This window comes from Pseudoalteromonas sp. SR43-3 (assembly GCF_014163875.1).
Taxonomy (GTDB): Bacteria; Pseudomonadota; Gammaproteobacteria; order Enterobacterales; family Alteromonadaceae; genus Pseudoalteromonas; species Pseudoalteromonas distincta.
Genome location: NZ_JACJEC010000002.1, coordinates 231,379 through 256,634, shown reverse-complemented (window position 1 = coordinate 256,634; position 25,256 = coordinate 231,379). Strand labels below are relative to the sequence as shown.

General features: G+C 39.2%; 24 protein-coding genes. 15 read left to right on the top strand and 9 right to left on the bottom strand.

The annotated features are described in order from the left end of the window. Positions 1-190 precede the first annotated feature (190 nt). Both rpmB and rpmG read left to right on the top strand, forming a co-directional pair. Entirely contained in the window at positions 191-427 is a 237-nt protein-coding gene (gene rpmB, locus H5088_RS03525) for a 50S ribosomal protein L28 (RefSeq protein ID WP_004335549.1), read from the top strand. Between the two features lie 11 nt (positions 428-438). Continuing rightward, positions 439-594: a 50S ribosomal protein L33 gene (gene rpmG, locus H5088_RS03520; RefSeq protein ID WP_004335545.1), complete on the top strand. Its 156-nt coding sequence runs from the start codon at positions 439-441 to the stop codon at positions 592-594. 202 nt (positions 595-796) lie between these two features. On the opposite strand, the gene H5088_RS03515 is transcribed toward rpmG, so the two are convergent. Beyond that, positions 797-1,723 carry a manganese-dependent inorganic pyrophosphatase gene (locus H5088_RS03515; RefSeq protein ID WP_004335532.1) on the bottom strand — a complete coding sequence of 309 codons (927 nt, stop codon included), beginning with the start codon at positions 1,721-1,723 and terminating at the stop codon, positions 797-799. A gap of 118 nt (positions 1,724-1,841) precedes the next feature. Here H5088_RS03515 and H5088_RS03510 point away from each other — a divergent pair, with 118 nt between their 5' ends. Then, positions 1,842-2,357, top strand: coding sequence for a hypothetical protein (locus H5088_RS03510; RefSeq protein WP_004335529.1), 516 nt, complete (start codon positions 1,842-1,844; stop codon positions 2,355-2,357). After that, positions 2,357-3,166 carry a bifunctional DNA-formamidopyrimidine glycosylase/DNA-(apurinic or apyrimidinic site) lyase gene (gene mutM / locus H5088_RS03505; protein WP_182752208.1) on the top strand — a complete coding sequence of 270 codons (810 nt, stop codon included), beginning with the start codon at positions 2,357-2,359 and terminating at the stop codon, positions 3,164-3,166. The genes H5088_RS03510 and mutM overlap by 1 nt, the downstream gene beginning before the upstream one ends. 68 nt (positions 3,167-3,234) lie before the next feature. Here the strand turns inward: mutM and H5088_RS03500 are convergent, their stop codons facing one another. From H5088_RS03500 to H5088_RS03485, 4 genes are read right to left on the bottom strand one after another with little or no spacing between them, the layout of a single operon-like run. Beyond that, a complete protein-coding gene (locus H5088_RS03500; RefSeq protein WP_182752207.1) occupies positions 3,235-3,735 on the bottom strand; it encodes a DUF3299 domain-containing protein in 501 nt (166 codons plus the stop codon). A 14-nt stretch (positions 3,736-3,749) separates the two neighbouring features. After that, positions 3,750-5,027, bottom strand: coding sequence for an ABC transporter permease (locus tag H5088_RS03495; protein WP_182752206.1), 1,278 nt, complete (start codon positions 5,025-5,027; stop codon positions 3,750-3,752). Next, positions 5,024-5,722 (bottom strand): ABC transporter ATP-binding protein, encoded by a 699-nt coding sequence (locus H5088_RS03490; RefSeq protein ID WP_182752205.1) that lies wholly within the window; start codon positions 5,720-5,722, stop codon positions 5,024-5,026. Before H5088_RS03490 ends, H5088_RS03495 begins: the two co-directional genes overlap by 4 nt. A gap of 9 nt (positions 5,723-5,731) precedes the next feature. After that, positions 5,732-6,802 carry a CDP-glycerol glycerophosphotransferase family protein gene (locus H5088_RS03485; protein ID WP_182752204.1) on the bottom strand — a complete coding sequence of 357 codons (1,071 nt, stop codon included), beginning with the start codon at positions 6,800-6,802 and terminating at the stop codon, positions 5,732-5,734. A gap of 178 nt (positions 6,803-6,980) precedes the next feature. Between H5088_RS03485 and H5088_RS03480 the strand changes: the two genes are divergently transcribed. The 8 genes from H5088_RS03480 (at position 6,981) to H5088_RS03445 (ending at position 14,884) form a co-directional block, all read left to right on the top strand. Then, positions 6,981-8,084 (top strand): phosphoribosylaminoimidazolesuccinocarboxamide synthase, encoded by a 1,104-nt coding sequence (locus tag H5088_RS03480; protein ID WP_182752203.1) that lies wholly within the window; start codon positions 6,981-6,983, stop codon positions 8,082-8,084. A 122-nt stretch (positions 8,085-8,206) separates the two neighbouring features. After that, on the top strand, positions 8,207-8,869 hold the full coding sequence (locus H5088_RS03475) for a methylamine utilization protein (protein WP_004335512.1): 663 nt from the start codon (positions 8,207-8,209) through the stop codon (positions 8,867-8,869). Beyond that, positions 8,862-11,177 carry an EAL domain-containing protein gene (locus H5088_RS03470; protein WP_182712864.1) on the top strand — a complete coding sequence of 772 codons (2,316 nt, stop codon included), beginning with the start codon at positions 8,862-8,864 and terminating at the stop codon, positions 11,175-11,177. Before H5088_RS03475 ends, H5088_RS03470 begins: the two co-directional genes overlap by 8 nt. Beyond that, a complete protein-coding gene (locus H5088_RS03465; protein WP_182752202.1) occupies positions 11,164-11,997 on the top strand; it encodes a DUF3034 family protein in 834 nt (277 codons plus the stop codon). Before H5088_RS03470 ends, H5088_RS03465 begins: the two co-directional genes overlap by 14 nt. Beyond that, positions 11,997-12,416 (top strand): group 1 truncated hemoglobin, encoded by a 420-nt coding sequence (locus H5088_RS03460; protein ID WP_024605085.1) that lies wholly within the window; start codon positions 11,997-11,999, stop codon positions 12,414-12,416. Before H5088_RS03465 ends, H5088_RS03460 begins: the two co-directional genes overlap by 1 nt. A gap of 64 nt (positions 12,417-12,480) precedes the next feature. Then, the gene (locus tag H5088_RS03455; protein ID WP_182752201.1) at positions 12,481-13,545 is read left to right on the top strand and encodes a CDP-glycerol glycerophosphotransferase family protein; all 1,065 of its coding nucleotides are present in this window, start codon (positions 12,481-12,483) and stop codon (positions 13,543-13,545) included. 76 nt (positions 13,546-13,621) lie between these two features. Then, complete coding sequence (locus H5088_RS03450; RefSeq protein ID WP_004335499.1) at positions 13,622-14,047, top strand: adenylyltransferase/cytidyltransferase family protein; 426 nt, start codon at positions 13,622-13,624, stop codon at positions 14,045-14,047. Between the two features lie 3 nt (positions 14,048-14,050). Next, positions 14,051-14,884: a sulfurtransferase gene (locus H5088_RS03445; RefSeq protein ID WP_182752200.1), complete on the top strand. Its 834-nt coding sequence runs from the start codon at positions 14,051-14,053 to the stop codon at positions 14,882-14,884. A gap of 160 nt (positions 14,885-15,044) precedes the next feature. Here the strand turns inward: H5088_RS03445 and H5088_RS03440 are convergent, their stop codons facing one another. After that, complete coding sequence (locus H5088_RS03440) at positions 15,045-15,404, bottom strand: DUF5522 domain-containing protein (protein WP_024596018.1); 360 nt, start codon at positions 15,402-15,404, stop codon at positions 15,045-15,047. 43 nt (positions 15,405-15,447) lie between these two features. Between H5088_RS03440 and H5088_RS03435 the strand changes: the two genes are divergently transcribed. After that, positions 15,448-15,774 (top strand): hypothetical protein, encoded by a 327-nt coding sequence (locus H5088_RS03435; protein ID WP_024596017.1) that lies wholly within the window; start codon positions 15,448-15,450, stop codon positions 15,772-15,774. Positions 15,775-15,868: 94 nt separating this feature from the next. Here H5088_RS03435 and H5088_RS03430 read toward each other — a convergent pair whose 3' ends face one another. Beyond that, positions 15,869-16,837: a class 1 fructose-bisphosphatase gene (locus H5088_RS03430; RefSeq protein WP_182752199.1), complete on the bottom strand. Its 969-nt coding sequence runs from the start codon at positions 16,835-16,837 to the stop codon at positions 15,869-15,871. 154 nt (positions 16,838-16,991) lie between these two features. On the opposite strand from H5088_RS03430, the gene H5088_RS03425 reads away from it, so the two are divergent. Next, entirely contained in the window at positions 16,992-19,421 is a 2,430-nt protein-coding gene (locus H5088_RS03425; RefSeq protein WP_182752198.1) for a zinc-dependent metalloprotease, read from the top strand. Between the two features lie 110 nt (positions 19,422-19,531). On the opposite strand, the gene H5088_RS03420 is transcribed toward H5088_RS03425, so the two are convergent. Both H5088_RS03420 and rapA read right to left on the bottom strand, forming a co-directional pair. Then, on the bottom strand, positions 19,532-20,305 hold the full coding sequence (locus tag H5088_RS03420; protein WP_024595182.1) for a YggN family protein: 774 nt from the start codon (positions 20,303-20,305) through the stop codon (positions 19,532-19,534). Positions 20,306-20,631: 326 nt separating this feature from the next. Then, positions 20,632-23,526 carry an RNA polymerase-associated protein RapA gene (gene rapA, locus H5088_RS03415; protein WP_024595181.1) on the bottom strand — a complete coding sequence of 965 codons (2,895 nt, stop codon included), beginning with the start codon at positions 23,524-23,526 and terminating at the stop codon, positions 20,632-20,634. A gap of 305 nt (positions 23,527-23,831) precedes the next feature. Between rapA and H5088_RS03410 the strand changes: the two genes are divergently transcribed. After that, positions 23,832-25,229: a PhoH family protein gene (locus tag H5088_RS03410; RefSeq protein ID WP_182716620.1), complete on the top strand. Its 1,398-nt coding sequence runs from the start codon at positions 23,832-23,834 to the stop codon at positions 25,227-25,229. The last annotated feature ends 27 nt before the right edge of the window (positions 25,230-25,256 follow it).

Here is a 25,256-nt window from a genome sequence, read left to right as displayed (position 1 = left end):
TCCCTAAGGGCATTCGATCTTTATAATTAGCCGCTATCAAATTTACATATATGAGCTGATTGGATAGATCAGTGTTTGATCTTTGCCTGTAAAAGCTGTATAAAGAGCGCCCTTCGATTTATCTCTAGGGCGGAAATACACGGCCTTAGATTAAATTAAGCTCGAGCGAAGTTATTGGAGATATATAGACATGTCTAAAGTATGTCAAGTTACAGGTAAGCGTCCAGCGGTTGGTAATCACCGTTCACACGCGAGAAACGCGACTAGACGTCGTTTCCTACCTAACCTACAAACACACCGTTTTTGGGTTGAAAGTGAAAAACGTTTTGTAACATTACGCACTACTACTAAAGGTATGCGTATTATCGATAAAAAAGGCATCGACACGGTTCTTACAGAAATCCGTGCTCGCGGCGTTAAAGTTTAAGGATCTGAATCATGCGCGATAAAATCCGTTTAGTTTCAACTGCCGGTACTGGTTTTTTCTACACTACTGACAAAAACAAACGTAACATGCCTGAGAAGATGGAAATCAAAAAGTTTGATCCAAAGATTCGTAAACATGTTCTTTTTAAAGAAGCTAAAATTAAGTAATTTTAGTTCTTCTTTTAGAATTTAAAAACCCAGCTTAGGCTGGGTTTTTTGTTTTTAAACTATGATTAGCGAATTGACATAAAAAAACCTCGTTGGCATAACCAACAAGGCTTTTAAATCAAAAAACGTTATACCAATAGCATTAAATTAGTGATTTATTTAATGCGATAAAATAATCATGTTTTTAATAAAATTGGTATCATTAGATTTTTGTGAATGCATCTTGTAGTGGTGGTACTACTTGCTTTTTACGGCTCAGTACACCATCTAACCATACTTTATCATTCTCTGGTTTTACACCGTAAGCCTGCTCAACTAAGTTTGCATCGTCAGATACAATTAGCATTTCTGAGCCTTCTTTCATTATATCGGTAAGCAGTAAAAATACAGAGTGGCGGTTGCCCTCAACTTTTAGCTTAGCAATATCGGCTGCAAGGTCTGCTTTAATATCGTCAAAAACAGCAAGGTCGATTACTTCTAGCTGGCCAATGCCTACTAGGTTACCGTTCATGTTGAAATCTTTAAAGTCACGCATTACTAAATCACGTGCTGGTGTGTCTTCTACCGCAGATTTAACGCGGAACATATCCATACCAAGTTCTTTAAAGTCTTCGATGCCTGCAATTTCAGCTAGCGCTTCAACACATTTAATATCGGCTGTGGTACATGTTGGCGATTTAAATATAACTGTGTCGCTTAAAATTGCACACATCATGATACCAGCGATGTCTTTAGGGATTTCTACGTTGTAGAAGTCATACATCATTTTAATAATGGTGTTTGAACAACCAACAGGACGAATCCAACATTCAAGCGGAGTCGATGATGTTAAGTCACCTAATTTATGGTGATCTACCACACCAACAACGCGAGCTTGGTCGATATCATCAGGTGCTTGTGTTTTTTCTGTGTGATCTACAATATACACATCTTCACCAGCGTAGCTTAACTTAAGCTCTGGTGCTTCAAAACCAAATCTATCAAGGATAAATTGAGTTTCAGGTGAAACTTCACCAAGACGAGTTGGAATTGCTGGCTCATCAATTTGGTTTTTTAAATAAGCCAGTGCAATTGCACCACAAATAGAATCTGAATCTGGGATTTTATGGCCCACTACATACATAGACATTGACGGAACTCCTTTAAATTTGCCGATATTCTAACAAAGTCTGCGGCCTTTAACATATAGACAGTGCAATTAAGTTTTAGTTACACTTTAAAATCTTGAATTTATTAGGTGTATTTATATGCGACTGGGCCGTAAAGGTTGGAACAACGTTATAATATTTTCGATGTTGATTATGATCTTCTTTTTAAATGGCTGGCATAAGCAATTTTTAGGAGGGGAGGATAAACCAGCGTTACAAGCTGTACTCCCCCAGCAAAGTTTTGTACTTACACTGCAATTTGTTGATCAAAAAATTGAGCGAATAGGAACAAGTTGGCGTACAACACCACTACAAAAAGATATACCGCTCGTGTGGAAAGCTTCTGAGCAGCAGCTTAGTGATTTAGTTAACCAATGGCAAAGCGCGGCGCTAATGGGGGTTAATGAGTCTGTTGTTTTTAATCCTAATGCACCTTTATACGTTGCTACATTTGAGTTGGCTGGCGAAAGTATGCCGTGGGTTTATTTGCTCTACAAAGGCGATGGACAATATTATTTACTCGAAAAGAGAAGCCAGCGAATACTTGCACTCGATTTAAAAACTGCTCAGCAGTTATTTCCTAGTTTTGATTTTTCACAAAGTGAGTCTAATTAATGCCTGAATTACCAGAGGTAGAAGTGAGCCGAATGGGTATCACTCCCCACGTACAAAACCAAGTTGTTACAAAGGTAAATATTTACAATGCCAGTATGCGCTGGCCAGTGCCCGATGATGTGTATCAACTTGAAGGGCTAATTGTTACAAGTATTGAGCGACGAGCTAAATATTTACTTTTACATTGTGAGCTTGGGAGCACTATTTTACATTTGGGTATGTCAGGTAATTTGCGTGTAGTAGATAAAAGTGAGCCGCTTAAAAAGCATGACCATGTAGAGTTTATTTTTGGCAACGGTAAAGCGCTGCGCTTAAACGATCCTCGTCGTTTTGGTTGTTGCTTATGGCAAGAGCCCGGTGAAGTGCATAAGCTACTCTCTAAGCTTGGTCCTGAGCCGCTTACCGATGATTTTTTTGCTAAACGCGTGTACGAACAATCGCGCAATAAAAAAGTACCCCTAAAGCAATTTATTATGGATAACGCAGTGGTGGTTGGTGTTGGTAATATTTACGCGAATGAATCGTTATTTAAAGCGGGTATACATCCAAAGCGAGAAGCGGGAAAAGTATCGCTCAAACGTTATCAAGCACTTATCCCTATTATAAAAGACACACTTGCAGCGGCTATTACACAAGGTGGTACAACGCTTAAAGACTTTGCACAAAGTGATGGTAAGCCTGGGTATTTTGCTCAAGAGTTATTAGTATATGGGCGCAAAGGCAAGCCATGTATGACGTGCGAAAACGAATTAGAAGAAATTAGATTAGGGCAACGCAGTACTATTTTTTGCTCAAATTGCCAAAAGTAGTTATTTGAATTTTACCGACTCTAAATTTAATGAGATTTAAGGGCCAGCTTTAAAGCGGGCCCTTTATTTTAAAGCTCGAACGGTGCTACACCGACCGCTTTCATTTTATATCCTACCTGCGCTATTTCGCCCGACCATGTTTCTGTGCTTATTATTCCGGTTACAACGATTGCGTCGTACAGACTATCTATAGGCACACCACCTTTAATCGTTACATGGACTATTTGATTTGGCGGTGGTGGTGGTACGTGTATACAGGCGCCAAAATAAGGCACGAGTAAAAACTCAGTAATGACTTCGCTATCGCCCTCAAGTGGCACAACAAAACCAGGCAAACTTACCGATTGACCATCAAGCGCTTTTACCACTGGAGCATCTAAATCGGGTTGCACCCAGTTTTGATCGCTGCTTTCGTGATTAGCTTGTGCTTGAGTGTCTATTTGCATATGACCTTTGGGAATTAAGTCTTCCCAAAAAATTTCTTTTGGTGGATTGGCACAGCTCGCTACGCTTATAAATAATAAGCTAATAGCAGCAATGTATTGAAAAGCTGTTTTAAAAAATGTCATAAAATACCTAAAAATTATGCTTTTATACTCATGCCATCGCTGAGTGAATAAAAATAAGCGCGAGTAGCGGGTATTAAGCCAATAACAAAACCTGCGGCCATAATAACCCCGATTAAGCCCAGTTCATAGTAAGAGAGCATTGTGATATTTACGCTTATACCGGCATGGCTTTGTAAGTAACCGCTGGCTGAAAAAATCATTAAGTAATAAAGCGCACTACCTACTAGGCAACCAAGCAAAGTGGTAAGTAGTGACTCAATACTTATAAGTGTAAATAAATGCCAAGGGCGAGCGCCCACCGAACGTAATATAGCAAGTTCGCGGCGACGCTGACTTAAATTTGCAAGCAATGTCGTTAACATGCCAAGTAGGCTTACTAACACGACAACAGCTGAGAATAGCAAAAGTATTTTTTCTACTATGGCGAGCATTTCCCATAACTCTTTAAGTGTTACGGTTGGCATAATCCCAAGCAAGGCTTCTGGCTTATATTGATTTATATTGCGTCTAATTTGTAGTGTGTATAAAGGCGATTTGAATCCCATTAAAAAAGCTGTGATTTGTTTTGGGTGCCCAACTAGGTTGTTATGTTCGCCATGCCCATGCCCATGCCCATGCCCATGCTCATGCTCATGCTCATGCTCAAGGCTAGCTTTACCGCCGTGAATTAAATCGATTGCAGCCAAAGGAATATGCAGCGTTTTATCAACAGGCGTGCCTGTAGGGTTTAAAATACCAACGACTTTAAATGGGTTATCGTCATGATGATGAAAACTGGTGTTCCCCATACCGTGCGATATAACAATAGAGTCGTTAAGTTTATAACCTAATTTATTTGCAACTTCACTACCTAGCACCACTTCGTTAATTGCAGCAAAAGGGTGGCCTTTGTTAAAGGTTAAATTTTGTTTTTTCGCAAAGCGATAATGGCTAAAGTAATCAAGTGTTGTGCCTAGTACCGCTTGGCCTTTATGGCTGTCGCCTAGGCTTATAGGTATACTCCATTTTACGCCTCGCTGACTTGTTATGTATTCGTAACTTTTCCAACTTACGCCGTTATTAGTATGGCCAATTCTAAATACGGACGAAAGCAGCAACTGTATATCGCCGGTACGCGCACCGACGATTAAATCAGTGCCCGAAATAGTATTACTAAAACTACTTTTAGCATCAATTCGTACACGCTCAATACTTAAAAGTAGCATTACACTAATTGCGATAGTGAATAATGTAAGCAGTACACTTGCGCGGCGATTTAATAAGCTTTTGTAAGCAAGTTTAGCGATGATCATACCTGCTCCTGCAAATTTATAAGGTCAATGGAGCGGTCAAATAAAGGCTTTAGTGTTTCATCGTGGCTCACAAACACCAATGTACTATTAGATAGCTTTGCTTGCTCAAACAGTAACTTTATAAAGTTCTCACGATTGTTAATGTCCAGTGCGGATGTGGGTTCATCAGCAACTATTAGTTCAGGGCTGCCTATGAATGCGCGAGCGGCTGCAACTCGCTGTTGTTGTCCAATACTAAGCTCTGCTACATTTTTATTGTGGTACTGCGCAGTAAGCCCTAAAGCATTTAATAACCGTATCGCTTCATTTTGTAAGGCAGCGCTTTTATTTGATGATTGCTTTAATATTTTTTGTTTTCGGATTTTTGAAAACTCACACCCAAGCGTTATATTTTCAATAGGTGATAAATAAGGGAGTAAGTTAAAGTTTTGAAAAATGTAGCCAATGTGATCCGCTCTAAAAATATCACGGGTAGTATTGCTTAATGTAGTTAGGTTTTGGTCTAAAATTGATACCTCACCGCTGGTGGCTGTATTAATACCTGCAAGAATCGCTAACAATGTCGATTTACCTGAGCCACTAGGACCGTGTAAAAAAATATGCTCACCTTTTTCGATAACTAACTCTTTTATGTTGAGCGTGGGTGAGCTATCGCTTTTATGCCACTTAAAAGTTACGTTTTTTAGGTTGATCATTACTTTATTTTACCATTTCCAATAATTAAGCTTTTTACGCATTTTAAAGTTTCTTATTACATTAAGTGGTTTTGGTTTTAGTTTTTCGTTACTTTGCAAAAATTCATTAGCTGCATTTAATACGCGCTGGCTAGATTGACCATCGGTATACGGATGAAGTTCTTGGCAATAGCTTTCAATATTTTGCATTAAATCACTAGGTTTAGTAAGCGCATGTTCAATGGCCGCTTCTACTTCATCGGCCTGAGTAACATCAAGAAGGTGAGGGAAGGGCTGTCTTGTGCAAAAGGTTACAACGGGTTTGTGTTGTACTAAAAACATTTGCATAACCGATGAGGTATCACAAAGCATTACATCAGCGACTTGGAGTAATGGGAGTACATTATCAGTTTCCACAAAAGTTAAATTTTGATTACTTAACGCTTTATATTTAGTAACCCACTCGGTTTGCATCTTTGGATGAAATTGAACTAATATCCTCCACTTTCCTTGTGTACTAAAGCTTTTAATTTTTTCATAGAGTCTAGGCGCAAGTGTTAGTCTATGTGAGAAAGTAGAACATATTAATAATGTAGGTCGGGGATCGTCACTTTTGTAAGGGTTATCAGTTGTTTTGCTAAATAATGGATCTAGGGTAGGCCAGCCTGTTTGAGCTACCTTGAAATGACCATGTTTTTGCGCCGATTTTGCAAACCGCTTTGTTGTATTAGGCCCTTGCGTACAATATAAATCGAAACACCCTCTAATCGCAAAGTGACCTTTTTCTCCATCTGTATCTCTTTTGTGGGCATCAAAGCCATGAAAAACGGCTACTTTTATTCCTGGAAAAAATGTAGGTATTAAATTAGCTGGAGCGAAGGTAGCATCGGGAGACCATTCGTGAATCTCTTCAATCGAATTAAGTTGTTTCTCGTGGCTTTGTAAAAAGCTTGGGTTTACGTCTGTGCCTTGTAAAAACCAGCGCACTTCGCCACCATTAGCTAGTACTGCAGCCTGAATAGGCCTCAAGATAGCGTACGAATAATTTTGAGAGATATACATCAAGTATTTTTTATTTTTAGTGGCAGTTAAGTAGTTCAAGCTATCTCCTCAGGCTGGTTGGCACATTAAGTTTACCCCATTGCGACTCGCTTATAAATATATGCCTTTATTTGTTTTAAGCATCCGATTGAGCTTTGAGGTTGGCTAGATTATTATACAGCCCATATAACCCCATACCATACTTTGCTCAAAGAGCATCCCTAACCCCGGAGATAGCATGACTAGCTATAAAGTTTTAGACGTAAACGATGATTTACCCATTCGTACCAAAGGTGAAGTACACAGCGGTAAAGTTCGTTCAGTTTATTGGTTAACTGATGAAGACAGCGCACGATTAATTAAAGATAAAGGCTACCAAGTACCGACAGGTACTGAGCTTGCTATTATGGTTATTTCAGACCGAATTTCTGCATTTGATTGCATTTGGCAAGGCGAAAACGGTTTAAATGGCGTACCAGGTAAAGGTATAGCGCTAAACTCAGTGGCAGCCCATTGGTTTAAGTTATTTGATAAAGCGGGTCTTGCGGGCAATCATATTGTAGATATTCCGCATCCGTATGTGTGGATTGTACGTAAAGCCAGTACAGTAAAGGTAGAGGCAATTGCTCGCCAATATATTACGGGTAGCATGTGGCGCGATTACGCTAAAGGCATACGTAACTTTTGTGGTATTGAATTACCAGAGGGTTTAAAAGCGAACCAAAAGCTTGATGACGTGTTAATTACGCCGTCAACAAAAGGTATTATTGAAGGCGTTGCTGATATTCCACCTGTTGATGATGTAAATATTACTCGCGTTAATATTACTAATAACTTAGATGTATTTAACTTTAAATCGACAGATGATGTAACCAAATACGAAAAACTGTTAGTTGAAGGTTTTAAATTAATTAGTGATGAACTAGCGAAGCTTGACCAAATTTTTGTAGATACTAAATTTGAGTTTGGTTATGTAGAGGGTTTAAATGGCGCGCAACAGCTTATATATATTGATGAAGTAGGCACGCCTGATTCGTCACGTATTTGGGATGAAGCCGCTTACAAAGACGGTAAAATTGTTGAAAATTCTAAAGAAGGCTTTCGTCAATTACTGATTAATAACGTGCCAGAGAGCGACGTATTATTAAATAAAGATCGCATGAGTGAGCGTGAGCAGTTAGCTAAAGATTATATTTTACCAGAATCAGTAATGCTTGAAGTGTCAAATACCTATGTTGGCATAGCGAGTAAAATTGTTGGCAGAGATATCGTGATCCCTGAAGATCCTCGCCAAGAAGTTATTACTATTTTAGATAACGATTACGGATTAATTGTTAAATAACAGCACTTAAGTGCTAATAAAGCCAGTAAATAAATCTTTATTTTTAGTTACTGGGCTATAATTCTTGCAATTAGTGCTCGTCTCTAATTAACTTAACCTAACATTAATGTTTAGGTGTTGTTATGTTTGAACGGGCATTGCAAAAGTTTGCTAAAAGTCATTACTTTTTAGCTATAGGTTTGTTTTTTAGTCAGTTTGCTTTAAGTGCGAATATTGAATTAGTAATAGAAGATCAACACGGCCAAAAGTTATCAGGTGCTGTGGTTGAGCTTAATATTGCTGGTAAACAAGCCACACCATCAAATTTGCCCATTGCTATAATGGATCAAGTCCATAAGCAGTTTTTACCCGAATTATTAGTTGTACAACAGGGTCAAAAAGTTAACTTTCCTAACAGCGATAATATTCGCCATCATGTTTATTCTTTTTCACAAGCTAAGCCTTTTCAACTAAGATTATATTCAGGCCAACCAAAAGAGCCCATTACGTTTGAGCAACAAGGGGTTGTTGTTTTGGGGTGTAATATACATGACTCTATGGTTGGCTATATTTATGTAGCTAACAGCGAATTCGTATATAAAACAGATAAAAAAGGCTATGTAAATTTGCCTATTAATACACTGCCTGCACAAGTGAGTGTGTGGCATCCATTACAAACAGCACCATTGGAGAATAAAAAAATGATAACAATTAATTCTCAAAAACAGTTACAGATAACAGTAAACACATCAACTCCAGCACCCAGAAATACCTTTGGTAGTAAGTTTAAGGCTGGTAATGACTAATAGTTTACGAAATCGCATAACCATTTTATGTGTTGGCTTAGTGTTATTAACCACTATGGTCAGCTTGTTTAGTTTTTGGTGGTCTACGAGTAAATTTCAAGAAGAAAAAGTAAATCAAGATATTACCGTAGCGCAAAATGTTTATAAGCAATATTTAAAGTCAAAAGAAAGCCTACTGTTAACCGCTGCAAAAGTACTCACCTCCGATTTTGGTTTTAAGCAAGCTGTAGCAACGCGAGATGCAGGTACAATCAGCAGCGTGTTGTTTAATCACAGTCAGCGTATTGATGCCGAATTAATGTTGTTACTTGATTTATCGGGTAAGCTAATTTCCGCCAATACTGACGAAGACGTTTTTGCACACAACTTAAAGCCCTTGATGGAAGAGCTTTTAAGTGCGCCAGAAGAGTCTAGTTTTGTGGTGCTTAATAACGAGCTGTATCAAATTATTTTATTACCTGTAAAAGCGCCACGTACAGTAGCCTATAGTTTGGTGGGCTTTAAAATTGACGACAATGTAGCCCATGAACTAAAAAGCTTAACAGGCATGGATGTAAGTTTTATAGGCAGTGCTGACGATATTGTTATTAGCTCATTAGCTAATCGTCCTGAGCAATTTGAACCTGTTAGCTATTTTAGTACCGTAACCACATCGCGGTTTTTTGGTGAGTATTTAGTGTTTCGTAACCGAGAAATAGATTTACCATCGTTGTTGACCCATCCCATAATTATTTTGCTGAGTGCCGATTTAACACAAAGTTATAGTGATTTCGAAAAACTGCTTTTTACACTTATTATTTTAGCTATTTTAACTATGTTTGTAGGTGTTATTACAAGCAGCATATTTGCAAATAATTTAACTACGCCACTTACTCAACTAGCTGTAATAGCAAGGCAATTTGCACAAGGGAATTATGCTTTTGAATTTAAAGGCCAAAGGCAAAGTACCGAAATAGACACGCTAGTCGCAGCGTTTGATAGCATGGGTAATGATATTAATCAGCGCGAGCAACAAATTAGCTTTCAAGCCCGTCACGACTCCCTAACAGGCTTTTATAACCGCTCAGCAATGCTTGAGGTGCTTGATGATGAGTTAGATTCATCAGCCGAGTACACGCTCGTTGCAATAGACATAAAAGGTCTTCGCCATATAAACGATAAGCTCGGTCCGCGCATTGGTGATGACTGCCTAAAGGCCGTTGCTTGCAGAATAAGTGAGTTTTCGGATGAGTTAGGGGGCTTTCATGCCCGTATTGGCGGCGATGAGTTTTTAACTGTGTTTCCGACTGCGGCAGCGCGTGAACACAAAAGCGGTATTGTTGGCTTAATGGCACAATTACAAGCGTGCTACACCATTCAAAAACTAAAAATTAACTTACGCTTTAGTGCAGGCATTGTGCAGTATCCTACACAAGGTATTGCAAGTGATGACTTAATGCGCCGTGTGCTAATTGCAGTTGAAAGTGCTGCAAACACACAAGAGAGCATACATTACTATCAAAATGGCGAAGACGAAGCGCACTTAGAGCGCTTAATAATGCTTGATGAACTAAAGCAGGCTATTAGTGATGACGATGGTCAATTGTTTATGACTTATCAGCCAAAATTACATTTGAAATCGCAAAAAATAGATAAAGTTGAGTCGCTTATTCGCTGGCAGCGAAAAGATGGTAGCTGGGTTAATCCTGAACTGTTTATTGACTTAGCCGAGCAGTCGGGGCTTATTGTTGAGCTTACTGGGTGGGTTGTTAATACGGTTGTAGCACAAGTAGCTGATTGGCAGTCTAAAAATATAAACTTACAGGCTGCAATAAATGTATCTGCGCAAGATATAGCATTTCCGGGCTTTCACGCTGCATTAGTTCGCACGCTTAAAAAGTACAAATTAGATTCTAAGCTGATCACTATTGAGCTTACTGAGCGCGATATGATCGAAAACGAAGAAAAAGGTATTAAAGCGCTCGAAAACCTAAAGGCAATTGGCGTTAAAATATCATTAGATGATTATGGTGTAGGGCAAACATCACTTGGTAGATTAAAAATGCTGCCTATTGATGAGCTTAAGCTAGATAAGTGCTTTATCCTAAAACTTGATGAATCGCAAAAAGATCAATTTATAGTGCAATCATCAATTACGTTGGGACATCAGCTAGGTTTCTCGGTTGTAGCTGAAGGGGTTGAAACGCTTGGCTCATTAAATTTACTTAGAGGCATGCAGTGCGACCATGCACAAGGCTATTACTTAAGTCGGCCTTTAAAAGCAGAACTATTAGAAGAATGGCTGGAGGAATACTATGCAAAAAATTAAATACTTATTAGCAAGTTTGTTTTTAATAGTTAGTGTGCCGAGCATTGCAAGCAATGGAAAACTGCTAGCTACGCCGGGAGTTTCTCAAATTGAAGGCAGTGGCGGCGGCGGTATTGTACCGTGGGCACAACTTGCTGGGTACGCAAGTGATGATGAATTTTCGGTAAATGGCTTTTGTAGTCGCGCAGATGTAACCGACTACACACTTGACGTATGTGGTGCACAACTTAATTTATTTAATCGTGTTGAGCTTAGTTATGCCCAACATCGCTTTGATGTACCAGCACTTGATGCTGAAATAGAGCAATCAATTACAGGTGCTAAAATACGTTTGTACGGCGATATTGTTTACAGTGATTGGCCACAGCTTAGCTTAGGGATTCAGCATAAATCACTAGATGATGGCAGTATAGCAACACTTGTAGGCGCAGAAGAGACTAGCGGTACTGACTACTACCTCGCTGCTAGTAAATTACATTTAGGGGCTATTGCTGGCTATAACTGGTTTTGGAACGTAACTACACGATACAGTGAAGCTAATCAACTTGGTCTACTTGGTTACGGTGGAGAAAATACTAGCGGAAAAGTATTATTTGAAGGCAGCACAGCACTATTTTTTAGTCGCGAAATAGCCGTAGGTGTTGAGTATCGTCAAAAATCAAATAACTTAAACTTAGGCGAACAAGATTGGAAAGACTTATTTGTAGCGTGGATGCCTAACAAGCATGTGAGTGTGACTGCGGCTTACCTTGATTTAGGAAGCATTGCAGGGGCTGACGATCAAACAGGTTGGTATTTATCGGTAACAGGGTATTGGTAATGAAAAGCGTTGGTATTTTTTTGATTTTTTTAGGGTTGCTTAGTGGGTGTGCAAATTCTACTAAGCTCTCACTTTATCAAAAGCTGGATGGTAAAGCGGGGATAGGCAGAATTGTTGATAGCTTTATCTATCAAATAGGCAATGACGAGCAGATAATTCATTACTTTGAACACAGTAATATAGCGCATTTCCGCCAAGGATTTATTAATCATATGTGCATGTTAGTAGAGGGCCCGTGTACATACGATGGCGACTCTATGGTGGCAATTCATACTGGTATGCATATTACAGAGAAAGATTTTAATCATGTTGTTGATTTGCTTATAAATGCAATGAATGAGCAAGATGTTAGCCATAGCTTACAAAACGATATTCTTTCTAGAATGGCGCCACTTCGTGATGAAATCATAAAAATGTAATCACTTTGTTTTTGTTATGCTCCTTTCAAGGTAGAATATAAAGAAAAAATAATAGTGATCCTATATGAATATAATTTTTGATACACAAAGCCTTTACTATCTCCCTCAGTATATCCCTGTATATAAAGAATTATGTAGAAATGGCATCAAAAGTAAATTTGTATTTTATAAAAATAGCCATGAACATTTAATTCAGCGTGTTATAGATGACTATGACTTAGAGCACATCTGGGTTAACGAACAACAACAATCAATTGCTTATTACGAAAATGAAAAAGCTGATTGGATTTTTTTTGCTAACTCTTTTTGTTACCTAGACCGCTTACATAAAGTATCTAAAAGCGCTCAGCTTGGACACGGAATAGGCCCTAAATCAAGTTACTATACTAAGTCTAGTCAAGCAATGACGGTTAGGTTTGTTGAAGGTCAGTACAGGCTAAACCGTTTAAAATCAATGTATCCAAATGATGAATTTGTTGATGTAGGCTTTTGCAAATTAGACCCTATTTTCAATAAGGAAAAAATTGATGGCACGTTAGAATTAACTAACTTTGATAATAAAAAACAAACTATTTTATACGCTCCTACATTTTATCCAAGCAGCTTAGAGTTATTTCCTGAAAATTGGCCGGAACATTTTGGCGATTATAACATCTTAATAAAACCTCATTACTTTTCTATTAGTAAAGAGCGTTATAAAAAACACTTGAAATTGCTAGATCATTGGTCAACGTATCCCAATGTATATTTAGCAAAAGTAGAAGATTATTCGCTAGTGCCTTTTTTAGATAAAGCAGATTTATTGATTAGTGATGCATCTTCAGCTTTATTTGAATTTGCTCTGTTAAACAAGCCGGTCATTTGGTGCGATTTTTTGAAGTTGCGGTGGGGATACAAAGGAATATTTTCATATCGTTTTAAAAAGCGAATGGATCAAGATTATGGTGAGTATGCGAATGTTGCTATACACGCCAAAAAATATAAAAACCTTAAAAAGTTAGTTGAACAACAACTGGCTGAACCAGAAAGCTTAGCTAATATTAGATTGTCTTTGTCAGAAAAGTTAGCGGGTAAAATGGACGGTAAGGCAAGTAATAGAATTGTTCAATATTTAATGAAAAATAAGTAACTATTACAAAAGTATTTGGATGTAATCGAACTACTAAAAGGATTTATAAACTCTAAATTATAATTAGGCTTTAGAAATGAAAAAAATTGGATATACAACGGGTGTTTTTGACTTATTCCACATAGGTCATTTAAATATTCTGAAAAGAGCCAAATTAGAGTGTGATTACTTAATTGTGGGTATTACTACCGATGAGTTAAGCAAGTCAGCTAAAAATAAAGAGCCAGTGATTCCTTTTCAGGAGCGTATGGAAATAGTTGAAGCAATAAAATTTGTTGATGAAGTTGTTCCTCAGGTTAATTATGACAAAGAAGAAGCCTGGAACAACTTAAAATTTGATAAAATGTTCGTGGGTGATGATTGGAAGGGCACCGATAAGTGGAACCAAATAGAAGCTGACTTTAAAAAGTTTAATGTTGAGATATGTTATTTCTCTTATACCTCTCATACATCTAGTACAAAATTAAGAAACGTCTTAGACAAAATATGTAGTGCTAAATAGTTAATGAAAAACCTAATTAGCTGTCAGCAATTACACGAGCAAATTAATAATCCTGCATTAGTGATATTTGATGCAGGTATGCTGCGCCCAGGTGTTTTGGGTACTTATTCGCCACAAGCAATGCTGCCCAACGCTAAACGTTTTGACATAAAAAATGAGTTGGCCGATAGATCAAATCCCTTACCAAGTACGGTATGCAGCGAGCAGCAGTTTACCCACGTGATGCAAAATGCAGGAGTAAATAACGATTCGTTTATAGTTGTATACGAAGATGGCGGTTTATTTAGCGCAGCAAGGGCGTGGTGGATGTTTAAAGCTATGGGGCATCACAACGTAAAAGTACTCAGTGGTGGCCTTAAAAAGTGGTTAGAGAGCGGTTACGCCACACAGCAAGGTTATAGCAAATCGTTAGGTAAAAGTGATTTTACGGCAAGCTATAATTCTGAGTATTTTATCAATAGCCAACAAGTGGTTGACGCAATTGATGAGCCCAGCACTGTATTGCTAGATGCACGTGCTTATAAGCGTTTTACAGGCGAAGAAACTGAACCCCGAAAAGGCATGCGTAGCGGGCATATCCCAAATAGTCGCTCGTTGCCTTTTATGGATTTACTTAATAAAGGTGAAGCTAAACCACTTGCCGAAATTAAAGCGATATTTAGTGACGTGGTTGATGATGCGCGGCAGTTACAGTTTAGCTGTGGGTCAGGTATTACAGCCTGTGTTTTAGCGTTATTTGCTACTGAATGTGGTTACAGTAATTTAAGCGTTTATGATGGTTCGTGGAGTGAGTGGGGTGCAAGTGATTCATTACCCATCGCCACAGGAGAAAAGTAGATGTGTTGTGGGTTTAGAGCTTGCTCACGTTAAAGCCGCAGCGCCTCTAAACCTCTTTGTGAATAACAGTATTTAAAAATATTACTCACAAGGAGAAGTGAAAGAGAAGAAAATGAGAAGATAAAAATCAATGTTTGCTCGTAGTTGTATTAAATAGCTTTTACTTTTTAAAACCATAAGGGCAGTTTTTACAACCATTTTTGCAGCACGAACCACGCTTTAAAAAGAACCACTTACTAAATACCATGTAACCACTTTGCATGGTGTAGTCGAGCCCTTCAATTAAATTGTCGTTACCTCTATATTGCTTTGCAAAGTCTATTTGGGTTTTAATAGGTTGTGTATAAACACCCTCTAAAAAAGTATTTATTTTATTAAGCGTGCACTTGCGGCATAAACAACTTGTTGCTGTGATATCAAGCGGTAAAATAGCCGGCAGCTCATTGCACCAACACGCTGATATATCGTCTACATTACACGTTAGAGTACTGTGGCATTGAGTACAGTTAAGTTGAGTCATTATAATTCTTTTTAGTAACAGTGAGCCAAGAATAACAAATATTATGAATACACAAAAAGCATTAGCTGAATTTATTACATTTGGAGAGCAAAGGGACGAAGCTATATCGGTTATCGTTTCAAGCCCTGCTGATAGCAATAAAGCTCACTATACTCTCTCAACCGAGGTTTTAATTGATGTGCTTAAACGCTGTTTAAGTAACGAAATAGACTTAGATGATTTGGAGCTTTGGGCAAACGTAATTGAATCGCGAGATGACATTGATTGTACTGAGCATGAAGGTTTTATTTATGCGCTCAGTAATAGCGAGCAAATGGGAGAGCTTAATCATCAAAAGCTTGCTCAAATAGTTGCGTTAGTAAAAGTTTGATTTGTTTAAAAAGCGAGGTGTAAAACCTCACCTAAAAAAAACCGCACTTCAATTGAATGCGGTTTTTTAAATTGAGGACAACCGTTTTAAGCGATTATTTATGATATCCCAAGCACGTTTCTACTTCGTTTTTAGAACCTAAAATAACGGCTACTCGCTGGTGGATTGCATCAGGCTGAATATCCATAATACGCTCGGTACCGGTTGATGCGATACCGCCAGCTTGCTCTACTAACATAGCCATTGGGTTTGCTTCATAAAGTAGGCGTAATTTATTTGGCTTTTTAGGATCTTTGGTGTCGGTAGGGTAAGTAAATAAACCGCCACGGCTAAGCACGCGATGTACATCGCCCACCATTGCTGCAATCCAGCGCATATTAAAGTTTTTAGCGCGCGGGCCTGTATCGCCTGCTAGCAAATCATTGATATAGTTTTGCATAGCTGGCTGCCAATGGCGTTGGTTAGACGTATTAATGGCAAATTCGTTTGTATCAGCAGGGATTTCGGCAAAATCTTGTGTAAGTAAAAAGCTGCCTTGTGTTTTATCAAGAGTAAACAGGCGCGTGCCTTTACCTGTAGTCAGCGCAAGCATTGTTGATGGCCCGTAAAGTACGTAACCTGCAGCAACTTGCTTATGGCCGGGCTGCATAAATATGCTTTGATCAGCAGCGTCAGAGCCTTCAGGCGCTTCCATAATAGAAAATATAGTACCCACAAGTGAGTTAATATCCGTATTTGACGAGCCATCGAGTGGATCAAATGCCACTATAAATTTAGCGTCTGGGTTACCTGCTACTGTGTAGTCTTCTTCTTCAGAGGCGATTGCTTTAACCGTACCTGATTCCAGTAAAATATCTTTTAACAGCTGATTAGATAATACATCGAGCTTTTTTTGAGTTTCACCTTGAATGTTTTCATCAAGGGTTGAGCCTAATACGCCAGAAAGCGCGCCTTGACCAACGCGAAACGAAATTTCTTTACATGCCGCTAAAACTGTTCGAATTAATGATAAAAGTTCTCTTGAACAACCATCTTCAAGTAATACTGGAGGGAGTCTACGCATTCTATTTTCCTGATAACGTGTTAAAACCAATCATAATGTGAGAGAGATTAGCTTAGAGCGCTGAAATTCGTCTTAAATAACTGTATTGTTTAAATAGCACCCTATAATGGGACCACCTAATCGTACTTAAAACACAAATAACAAAGATAAGATTATGAAAAAAATACCACTACTAAGTTACATATTCTTTACTGTGCTGTGCTCTATCATAACTCAAGCGCACGCAGCAATTAAGTCAATTGATGAATTTACTACGCAAATGAATCATTTTCCGGGCTATTATTCGTTTTTTTACGATACCCAAAAGGGAAAAGTATATTTAAAAGTTGATAAGTTTGAACAACAATTTTTACTGCAACAAAGCTTGCCTTACGGTATTGGCTCTAACGATATAGGCCTTGATAGAGGTCAGCTTGGTAATACTCACCTTGTGCAGTTTGAGCGTTTTGGCGACAAAGTAATGCTGCGGGCTGTAAATACTTACTATCGTGCTAATACAAGTAACAAGGCTGAACAGCAAAGTATTAAAGAAGCGTTTGCATCAAGTATACTTGCTGGTTTTAAAGTAGTCGCAGAAGATAAAGCCACAGCACTTATTGATTATACGCCTTATTTATTAAGTGATGTACATGGCGTAAGTCGCAAGCTTGCTGCACGTAAGCAAGGGAGCTTTAGCCTTGATGAATCACGTAGCGCCGTTTATATGAATCGCTCAAAAGCATTTGTAAAAAACACCGAGCTTGAAGCTGTACTTACATTTAAAGGCACAAAACCAGGTGAATTTGTTCGCCAAGTAAGTGCCGATCCTTATGCGCTTACTGTTCATATGCATCATTCACTTATTCAATTACCAGATGATAACTACACGCCTCGTAAGTTTAATCCGCAATCAGGTTTTTGGAGTATAGAACATAAAGATTACGCAGCGCCGCTTGGTGAGTCTATGTATGTGCGTTATATACCGCGTCATCGTCTAACTAAAAAGGACTCAAGTTTACCTATTAGTGAACCTGTTAAACCAATTGTTTATTACCTTGATCCTGGCGTTCCAGAGCCCGTTAAAAGCGCTTTGCTTGAAGGTGGGAAATGGTGGAACGACGCATTTACTGCTGCAGGATATAAAAATGCATTTATAGTAAAAGTGCTGCCAAGTAGCGCCGACCCTATGGATATTCGTTACAACGTCATTCAATGGGTACACCGTGCAACGCGTGGTTGGTCATACGGTAGTTCTGTAATTGACCCGCGTACAGGTGAAATACTTAAAGGGCATGTAACACTTGGCTCATTGCGTGTTCGCCAAGATATTTTAATAGCTGAAGCACTCGCTGCTCCTTATTTAAAAGGCAATGAAGTTGCTAAAAACTTGCAAGCAATGGCGCTTGATCGCATCCGCCAATTAAGCGCGCATGAAATTGGCCACACGTTAGGTATTGCTCATAACTTTGCGGCATCGGTAGGTGATAGAGCTTCTGTAATGGATTACCCACATCCGCTACTTAGTTTTAATGAACAAGGTAAGCTTGATGTAACGCGCGGCTATGCAACAGGCATGGGCGTGTGGGATACCCAGGTAATTAAATATGGCTATAGCGATTTTACTAACCAAGATGAAAGCGCAGAACTTGCTGCTATTTTAAAGGAGAACAAAACTAAAGGCCTTGAGTTTATATCAGATAGCGACGCTCGTGCTAAAGGTGGCGCACATCCAACAGCTCATCTATGGGATAACGGCACTAATCCTTCTCAGGAGCTTTTACGAGTACTCGACGTACGTAAAAAAGCGCTTTCGCAGTTTGGTATTAATAATATTAAAACGGGCGATTCATTATCGCAATTAGAGGAAAAATTAGTTCCGCTTTATCTGTTTCACCGTTTTCAGGTTGAGGCTGCGGTTAAGCTTATAGCCGGTGTTGATTACGAATACGAAACACGTGGTGATTCACCCGTAAAAGGCGCACAAGTCGTTAATAAAAAAACACAGCAAGAAGCGGTAAACGCTATTTTTGCAACGCTTAAGCCAAGTAACTTATTACTTCCTGAATCGGTACTATCGCTAATTCCGCCAAAAGCGTATGGCGAGTCTAAGTCGCGCGAGAGCATAGTAGGGCGCACAGGGTTAACGCTCGATGCAATGGCATTACCCGAGGTTGCAGTGCAGCACAGCTTGTCGCTTTTATTAAACGCACAACGTTTAAACCGCCTAGCGCAGCAGCAAGCGCGTAGTAATGACTTTTATAGTTTAGATGAGTTGCTTGAGGAGCTATATAGCCAAGTGTTTAACGCGTCATCACCTAATACAATGACAGGTAAAATAACTCAGCGCGTGCAATTTTTAACTGCAAAAGCCATGGCTGATTTAGTAGCAAGCGATAGTGTAAGCCCTGAAGTGCAAGCGCAGTTACGTTACTACTTAGTTAAGTTAAGTGAAGACTTTAACCAAAACTCAATGCTGAGCCATACAAGTACTGGCGAGAGTGCGTTTAAGCAATATTTAGCTGAGCAAGTAAATCAGTTTTTAATTAAAGGGCAATGGCCAAACAACTTTAAAGTGCTGCCAATCCCACCGGGCTCACCAATTTAGAATAAAAAGTAGAAGCGCTTATTTTAAATCAATCATTTAATCAATTACAAAGCAAAACACCGAGTATATTTATACTCGGTGTTATTTTATTCTAAAAACGAATACGTACTCTAAGACTTTATTTGCACTAAATCGTAATCGGCCATACCAGGTACTATTGCCTGTAAGCGAGATTCGGTTACATCGAGTGCATTTAAACATTCGCAATACTCAGAAGCCTTAAGCTCTAATTGATGTGCCTTTTTTTGTAGCGATTTATCAATTTCTCTTGAGATAATATCCATGCGTTGCCCCATGTCGTTAATGCGATCTTCTATATTACCTTCACGCGATTTAAACGCATCGCCAAGTGATACCAAAATAGCACCTAACGATCCATGAACAGCAGAGTGAATTTGCTGGCTGATCTCTTTAGTAAAAAAATCATCTATTTGCGAAAGTGATTGAGGGGCTATAAAAAAGAAGTCATCTCCGCGCTTAAACTTATCCATTAGCGCGCGCTCTACATACTGTAATTGTGTTTTAAGTACTTCAGGTTCTTTGTCTGACATACCTTCAACTACGTGTTCAATAGCGCTTAAGCCTAAGTTAACACCATCGGTAGCAAGGTTTACTAATTCGGGGACTGTATGGCGAATACCATTACTAAACTGTTCGAGTACTTTGCTTTCGTCATCGCTTAAATCAACCCAATAACCGCGAATAAACAGTTGGTTATTGTTATTAATTTGGACACGAGTTTGGCCTTTATCTAATATGCGAATTGCATCGTCAGTAATAATTAAACCATGACGTAATTCAACATCGCATTGGGCTTGAGCAAAGACACTAGTGCTTGAGAGCGCCATGGATAACGCCAATATCGAACGAGATAGAAACGCCATAAACACCTCAAAAAGACTAAAATGGAAGGCGAGTAGGTTAACAAAAAAACAACTTTATGCAAGGGAAAATAAACCTATCAACTATCTCACAGAATAGTTGTATAGAGTGCAGCTTGAGTTTTTAGATACGGTTATGTTGGGCAAAATCAACAGTTCAACAAAGGGCTTAATATATAGCTAGAGAGGGTAGAAGTGGCTCATAGTAAAATAAGAACACGTGGTTTTTAAATGAAATTTAAAAAGGTACAGCTATTTATATCAATTAAGCTTAATGGCCGACTCTAAATTTACTCTGGAGTCGGCTCAAAAGACTAAAAACTAAATATTTAGTGTGAAACCACTATTAAGCGAATTGCATCAAGTTGTAACTGCGTTTTTTCAATATACGTAGTTAGGTCGTTACGTTGCTTATCGTAGAAGGTAATTTCTTCTTGGCGAATATTCGGATTAATTTGCTTCAGGGCAACAAGTCGCTCTTGCTCTTCACTGAGTGATGTTTGCATTTTAGCAAGTGACGCTGCGCGAATAACTTCAAGTTTTTCTTGTGCCATATCTTTAGCGGTAGTGATCATCGGGTGAACAGCGCTTTGCAATGCACCGGCAAGCTTACTTGCTGTTTGGCGGCCAACGGCTGATAACTGCTGATTAAAGCCTTCAAATGCCACGTTTTCACCTAGGTTATTACCTGCTTTATCGAGCAATATACGAATTGGTGTAGGCGGTAAAAAGCGACCAACTTGTAATACTTTTGGTGCCATTGCTTCTGCAACAAAAATAAGCTCAACAAAAAAGGTACCAGGCGGTAACTTTTTGTTTTTAAGTAATGCTACCGATGCGCTACCAAAGTCGTCGTCACAAATCATATCCATGGTGCCTTGCACCATAGGGTGATCCCAGCTGATAAAGTGTACGTCTTCTTGCGAAAGTGCCGTGTCGCGATCAAAGGTAACCGTCATACCGTCTTCTTTAAGCGATGGGAACGATGCATTTAACATATGTTCCGTTGGCTTTAAGATAATGGTGTTTTCGCCTTTATCTTCTTGGCTTACGCCAAATGTGTCAAACACGTTGATCATGTAGCTTGGCAATTCAAACTGGTTATCGAGTTTTTCGATATCAGTCACAAGCGAGTCGGCAGCACCTTGACCCGATGAATGTAGCTCTAGTAAACGATCTCGTCCGCTTTCCATTTTTTTACGCAGTACCGCATTTTGTTGTGCTACTTGCTCAAGTAATGGATCGAGTTCGTCTTCATCGCAGTTATGCGCAGAAATATATTCAAGTAGGTCATCACGGAACTCTTTATAAAGCATTTGCCCAGTTGTTGATGTAGATTCGAATGCATCTAGACCTTCGTTATACCAACGTAGCAGTACTTCTTGAGCGGTGTTTTCAAAATATGGCACATGAATGTTCACATCTTGTGTTTGGCCTATACGGTCTAATCGACCAATACGTTGCTCGAGCAAATCTGGGTTTAGTGGTAAATCAAACAACACTAAGTGATGCGAGAACTGGAAGTTACGACCTTCTGAGCCAATTTCTGAACACAGTAATATTTGTGCATTATCGTACTCGTCTGCAAAAAATGCAGCAGCGCGGTCACGCTCAATAATCGACATGCCTTCGTGAAATACCGACGCTTTAATTGCTTCACGTTCACGCAGTATTTGCTCAAGGCTGATAGCTGTTTCAGCTTTGGCACATATAAGCAGTACTTTTTCGCGCTTAAGTGTTTTAAGGGTGTCGATTAACCAATCTACGCGTGGATCGAATAAACCCCAGCTTGCGCTTTCGCCTTCAAATTCTTGAAATATTTTTTCAGGAAACAGAGCACGGTGTGCACTTAGTTCAGGGTTTTGAATGCCGCCCATGTTACCAAGAACCGACATAGCCGTTTTATACTGCTTTGGTAATGCCATTGGGTAGGCGTGTAATTTACGGCTTGGGTAGCCGTCAATGCCGCTGCGGCTGTTTCTAAATAATATACGACCTGTGCCGTGGCGATCGAGTAGCATGTTAAGTATTTCTTTACGCGCTGGTAAATCACCTTGCTGTGCTTTTTCAAGAATATCAGTAATGTCGGTTTCTTTTAATAGCTCAATTAGCGTGGCTTTGGCTGCGTCGTCCAGAGCTTGCTCTTGCAGTAATTGATTTGCAGCTTGCGCTACGTCTTTATAATTTGCTTCTTCTTCTTTAAACACGTCGTAGTCGTAAAAACGATCCGGATCGAGTAATTGTAAACGCGCAAAGTGACTGCTGTGACCAAGTTGATCAGGCGTTGCTGTAAGCAAAATAAGGCCCGGAATATCTTGGCTAAGCTCTGCCATACGTTGGTATTCTGAGCTTGGCTTGCCGTTATTGATACTTAGGTGATGGGCTTCATCTATTACTAAAAGGTCCCAATCAGCAAGCGTTGCTTGTTCAAACCAACGTTTTTTCTTGGTTAAAAACTCAAGGCTGGTAAGTACTAGTTGCTCTGTATCAAATACGTTTGGAGAATCTGCAAACGCTTCATCGCAGCGCTCTTCATCAAAAATAGAAAAACGTAAGTTAAAGCGGCGTAGCATTTCTACTAACCATTGGTGTTGTAGATTTTCAGGCACCACAATAAGTACGCGGCTTGCACGGCCACTAATAATTTGTTGATGTAGTATCATGCCCGCTTCAATTGTTTTACCAAGGCCTACTTCATCTGATAAAAGTACGCGTGGGGCAAAACGTTTACCCACTTCTTGTGCAATATAAAGCTGGTGCGGAATAAGATTAGCACGCTGACCAATTAAACCTTTAATAGGCGATTGTTCACGTTCAAATTTATGTAACCACGTTTGGTAGCGAAGTGTGTAGCGATCAAAACGATCTACTTGGCCTGCAAATAAACGATCTTGTGGTTTATTAAATTTAATAAAATGATCTAAAAAGGTTTCTTTAAGTTTAGCCGTTTCGCCATTATCAACACGGGTGCCGTGATAGCAAAGTAACTCGCCTTGTACTTCAATAGACTCTACTTCTAATTCCCATTCTTCAACGCTTTTGATCACATCGCCAGGATTAAATGCCACACGGGTAACAGGTGCTTCTGCACTAGAATAAACACGGTTTTCACCACTGGCAGGAAATAATATGCTGACCTGACGGCCTTCAATGGCAACAACGGTGCCTAATCCTAAATCTGACTCTGTATCACTGATCCAACGCTGACCTAAGGAAAAATTCATGTATGTCTCGTCTATGATGAAAAAGGCGGCTATGTTACCTGTAAGCTAACACCACTGCAAGGCGCTATTTGGCTCACTTTTAATTAATTTTGTAAGTGTTAATTATTACTATTAAAACAGCTTGTTTATGACTCTTTTTTAGGTAAATCAAAACTAATTACAGTTTGTAATAAAACGGACTTTTATGACAAATAGACTAAACTTACATTATGCCTTAGCAATTAAGTATTGCAGGTTTAAGTTTTGCCCGTTTTACTTAGTTATTTTGGTATAGCATAAAAATCATAAAACGTAAGGAAAGTGCTATGGAAAAAGCTTCGAACCTTGAAAGTAAAATGTATGTGCTAGATACCAACGTACTACTTCACGAACCCCTCGCTTATTTGTCTTTTCAAGAGCATGACGTTGTAATTCCGATGACGGTGCTTGAAGAGCTTGACCATATAAAAGACAGAAAACACGACGTAAGCCGTGATGCGCGCGTCGCTATTCGTGGATTAGATGAAGTTCTTAAAAATGCAACGCCCGAACAAATGCTACAAGGCGTGGCGCTGCCGAGTAACAAAAAGGCAAAAGCGAGCTCTGCAGGTACCCTCATTATTGTAAACGACCATTTATTTGCCGACTCTATTTCTGGTTTGCCTGGTAACGAAAACGACCATCGTATTATCAATTGCGCCGTGTACTTACAAAAGCAGCACAGTGATTCAAAAGTAATACTTGTTACAAAAGACATAAACATGCGTTTAAAAGCCAAAGGCGCCGGACTTAAATATGTTGAGGATTACCGCACCGACCAACTTATTGACGATATAAGCTTACTCACTAGTGGTTATAAAAAAATTGAAGGTGATTTTTGGGATCATGTAGGGGAGTGTAATACGCAGCAACACGGACGCGATACGTTTCATCATGTGCCTAAAAACTTAATCCCTGATGTATTTTGTAATGAATATTTACTTGATGGAGGGGATCAGTTTGCGGCGCGTGTTAAATCGTACGATGACGAGCACATAATGCTCAAAGATATTGGTGTTGAGCGTTTAATGCATCAACAAGCATGGGGCGTTAAGCCCAAAAATATTTATCAAGGGATGGCATTAGATGCACTACTGGATACAAGTATTGAGCTTGTTATTTTAACAGGACCAGCAGGGTGTGGTAAAACCTTGTTAGCACTTGCCAGCGCCCTTGAAATGGTCATCGAAAAAGGTATTTACGATAAAGTAATAGTTACCCGTAATACGCCCGAAATAGCAGAGTCTATTGGGTTTTTACCAGGCACGGAGGAGGAAAAAATGGCGCCATGGCTTGCAGCCATTACCGATACGCTGGAGGTATTGCACAAAGGCGACGAAAATCCAATATCGAGTCGAAATTACATAATGGAGAAGGCTAATGTACAGTTTAAATCGGTTAACTTTATGCGCGGGCGTAGCATTCAAAATGCAGTGGTAATTTTAGATGAGAGCCAAAATTTAACGGCATCTCAGCTTAAAACGATTATTACTCGCTGCGGCGAAGGTACTAAATTAATTTGTACAGGTAACTTGGCGCAAATAGATAGTAACTATTTAACGCCAGTAACATCGGGCTTAACCTACATAGTAGAGCGCTTTAAAAACTTTGAAGGCAGCGCAACAATAAACCTCAACGGTGTTGTGCGTAGTCGCTTAGCGTCATTTGCAGAAGAAAATTTATAACTTGCGCTTAACAAATTGGCTCGATAG

Coding starts and splice junctions, on each gene's coding strand:
- rpmG (WP_004335545.1), top strand. CDS start 439: ATGCGCGATAAAATCCGTTTAGTTTCAACTGCCGGTACTGGTTTTTTC.
- H5088_RS03490 (WP_182752205.1), bottom strand. CDS start 5,722: ATGATCAACCTAAAAAACGTAACTTTTAAGTGGCATAAAAGCGATAGC.
- H5088_RS03515 (WP_004335532.1), bottom strand. CDS start 1,723: ATGTCTATGTATGTAGTGGGCCATAAAATCCCAGATTCAGATTCTATT.
- H5088_RS03465 (WP_182752202.1), top strand. CDS start 11,164: ATGCAAAAAATTAAATACTTATTAGCAAGTTTGTTTTTAATAGTTAGT.
- H5088_RS03495 (WP_182752206.1), bottom strand. CDS start 5,027: ATGATCATCGCTAAACTTGCTTACAAAAGCTTATTAAATCGCCGCGCA.
- H5088_RS03450 (WP_004335499.1), top strand. CDS start 13,622: ATGAAAAAAATTGGATATACAACGGGTGTTTTTGACTTATTCCACATA.
- mutM (WP_182752208.1), top strand. CDS start 2,357: ATGCCTGAATTACCAGAGGTAGAAGTGAGCCGAATGGGTATCACTCCC.
- H5088_RS03500 (WP_182752207.1), bottom strand. CDS start 3,735: ATGACATTTTTTAAAACAGCTTTTCAATACATTGCTGCTATTAGCTTA.
- H5088_RS03460 (WP_024605085.1), top strand. CDS start 11,997: ATGAAAAGCGTTGGTATTTTTTTGATTTTTTTAGGGTTGCTTAGTGGG.
- rpmB (WP_004335549.1), top strand. CDS start 191: ATGTCTAAAGTATGTCAAGTTACAGGTAAGCGTCCAGCGGTTGGTAAT.
- H5088_RS03425 (WP_182752198.1), top strand. CDS start 16,992: ATGAAAAAAATACCACTACTAAGTTACATATTCTTTACTGTGCTGTGC.
- H5088_RS03445 (WP_182752200.1), top strand. CDS start 14,051: ATGAAAAACCTAATTAGCTGTCAGCAATTACACGAGCAAATTAATAAT.
- H5088_RS03455 (WP_182752201.1), top strand. CDS start 12,481: ATGAATATAATTTTTGATACACAAAGCCTTTACTATCTCCCTCAGTAT.
- H5088_RS03475 (WP_004335512.1), top strand. CDS start 8,207: ATGTTTGAACGGGCATTGCAAAAGTTTGCTAAAAGTCATTACTTTTTA.
- H5088_RS03510 (WP_004335529.1), top strand. CDS start 1,842: ATGCGACTGGGCCGTAAAGGTTGGAACAACGTTATAATATTTTCGATG.
- H5088_RS03435 (WP_024596017.1), top strand. CDS start 15,448: ATGAATACACAAAAAGCATTAGCTGAATTTATTACATTTGGAGAGCAA.
- H5088_RS03480 (WP_182752203.1), top strand. CDS start 6,981: ATGACTAGCTATAAAGTTTTAGACGTAAACGATGATTTACCCATTCGT.
- H5088_RS03470 (WP_182712864.1), top strand. CDS start 8,862: ATGACTAATAGTTTACGAAATCGCATAACCATTTTATGTGTTGGCTTA.
- rapA (WP_024595181.1), bottom strand. CDS start 23,526: ATGAATTTTTCCTTAGGTCAGCGTTGGATCAGTGATACAGAGTCAGAT.
- H5088_RS03440 (WP_024596018.1), bottom strand. CDS start 15,404: ATGACTCAACTTAACTGTACTCAATGCCACAGTACTCTAACGTGTAAT.
- H5088_RS03410 (WP_182716620.1), top strand. CDS start 23,832: ATGGAAAAAGCTTCGAACCTTGAAAGTAAAATGTATGTGCTAGATACC.
- H5088_RS03420 (WP_024595182.1), bottom strand. CDS start 20,305: ATGGCGTTTCTATCTCGTTCGATATTGGCGTTATCCATGGCGCTCTCA.
- H5088_RS03430 (WP_182752199.1), bottom strand. CDS start 16,837: ATGCGTAGACTCCCTCCAGTATTACTTGAAGATGGTTGTTCAAGAGAA.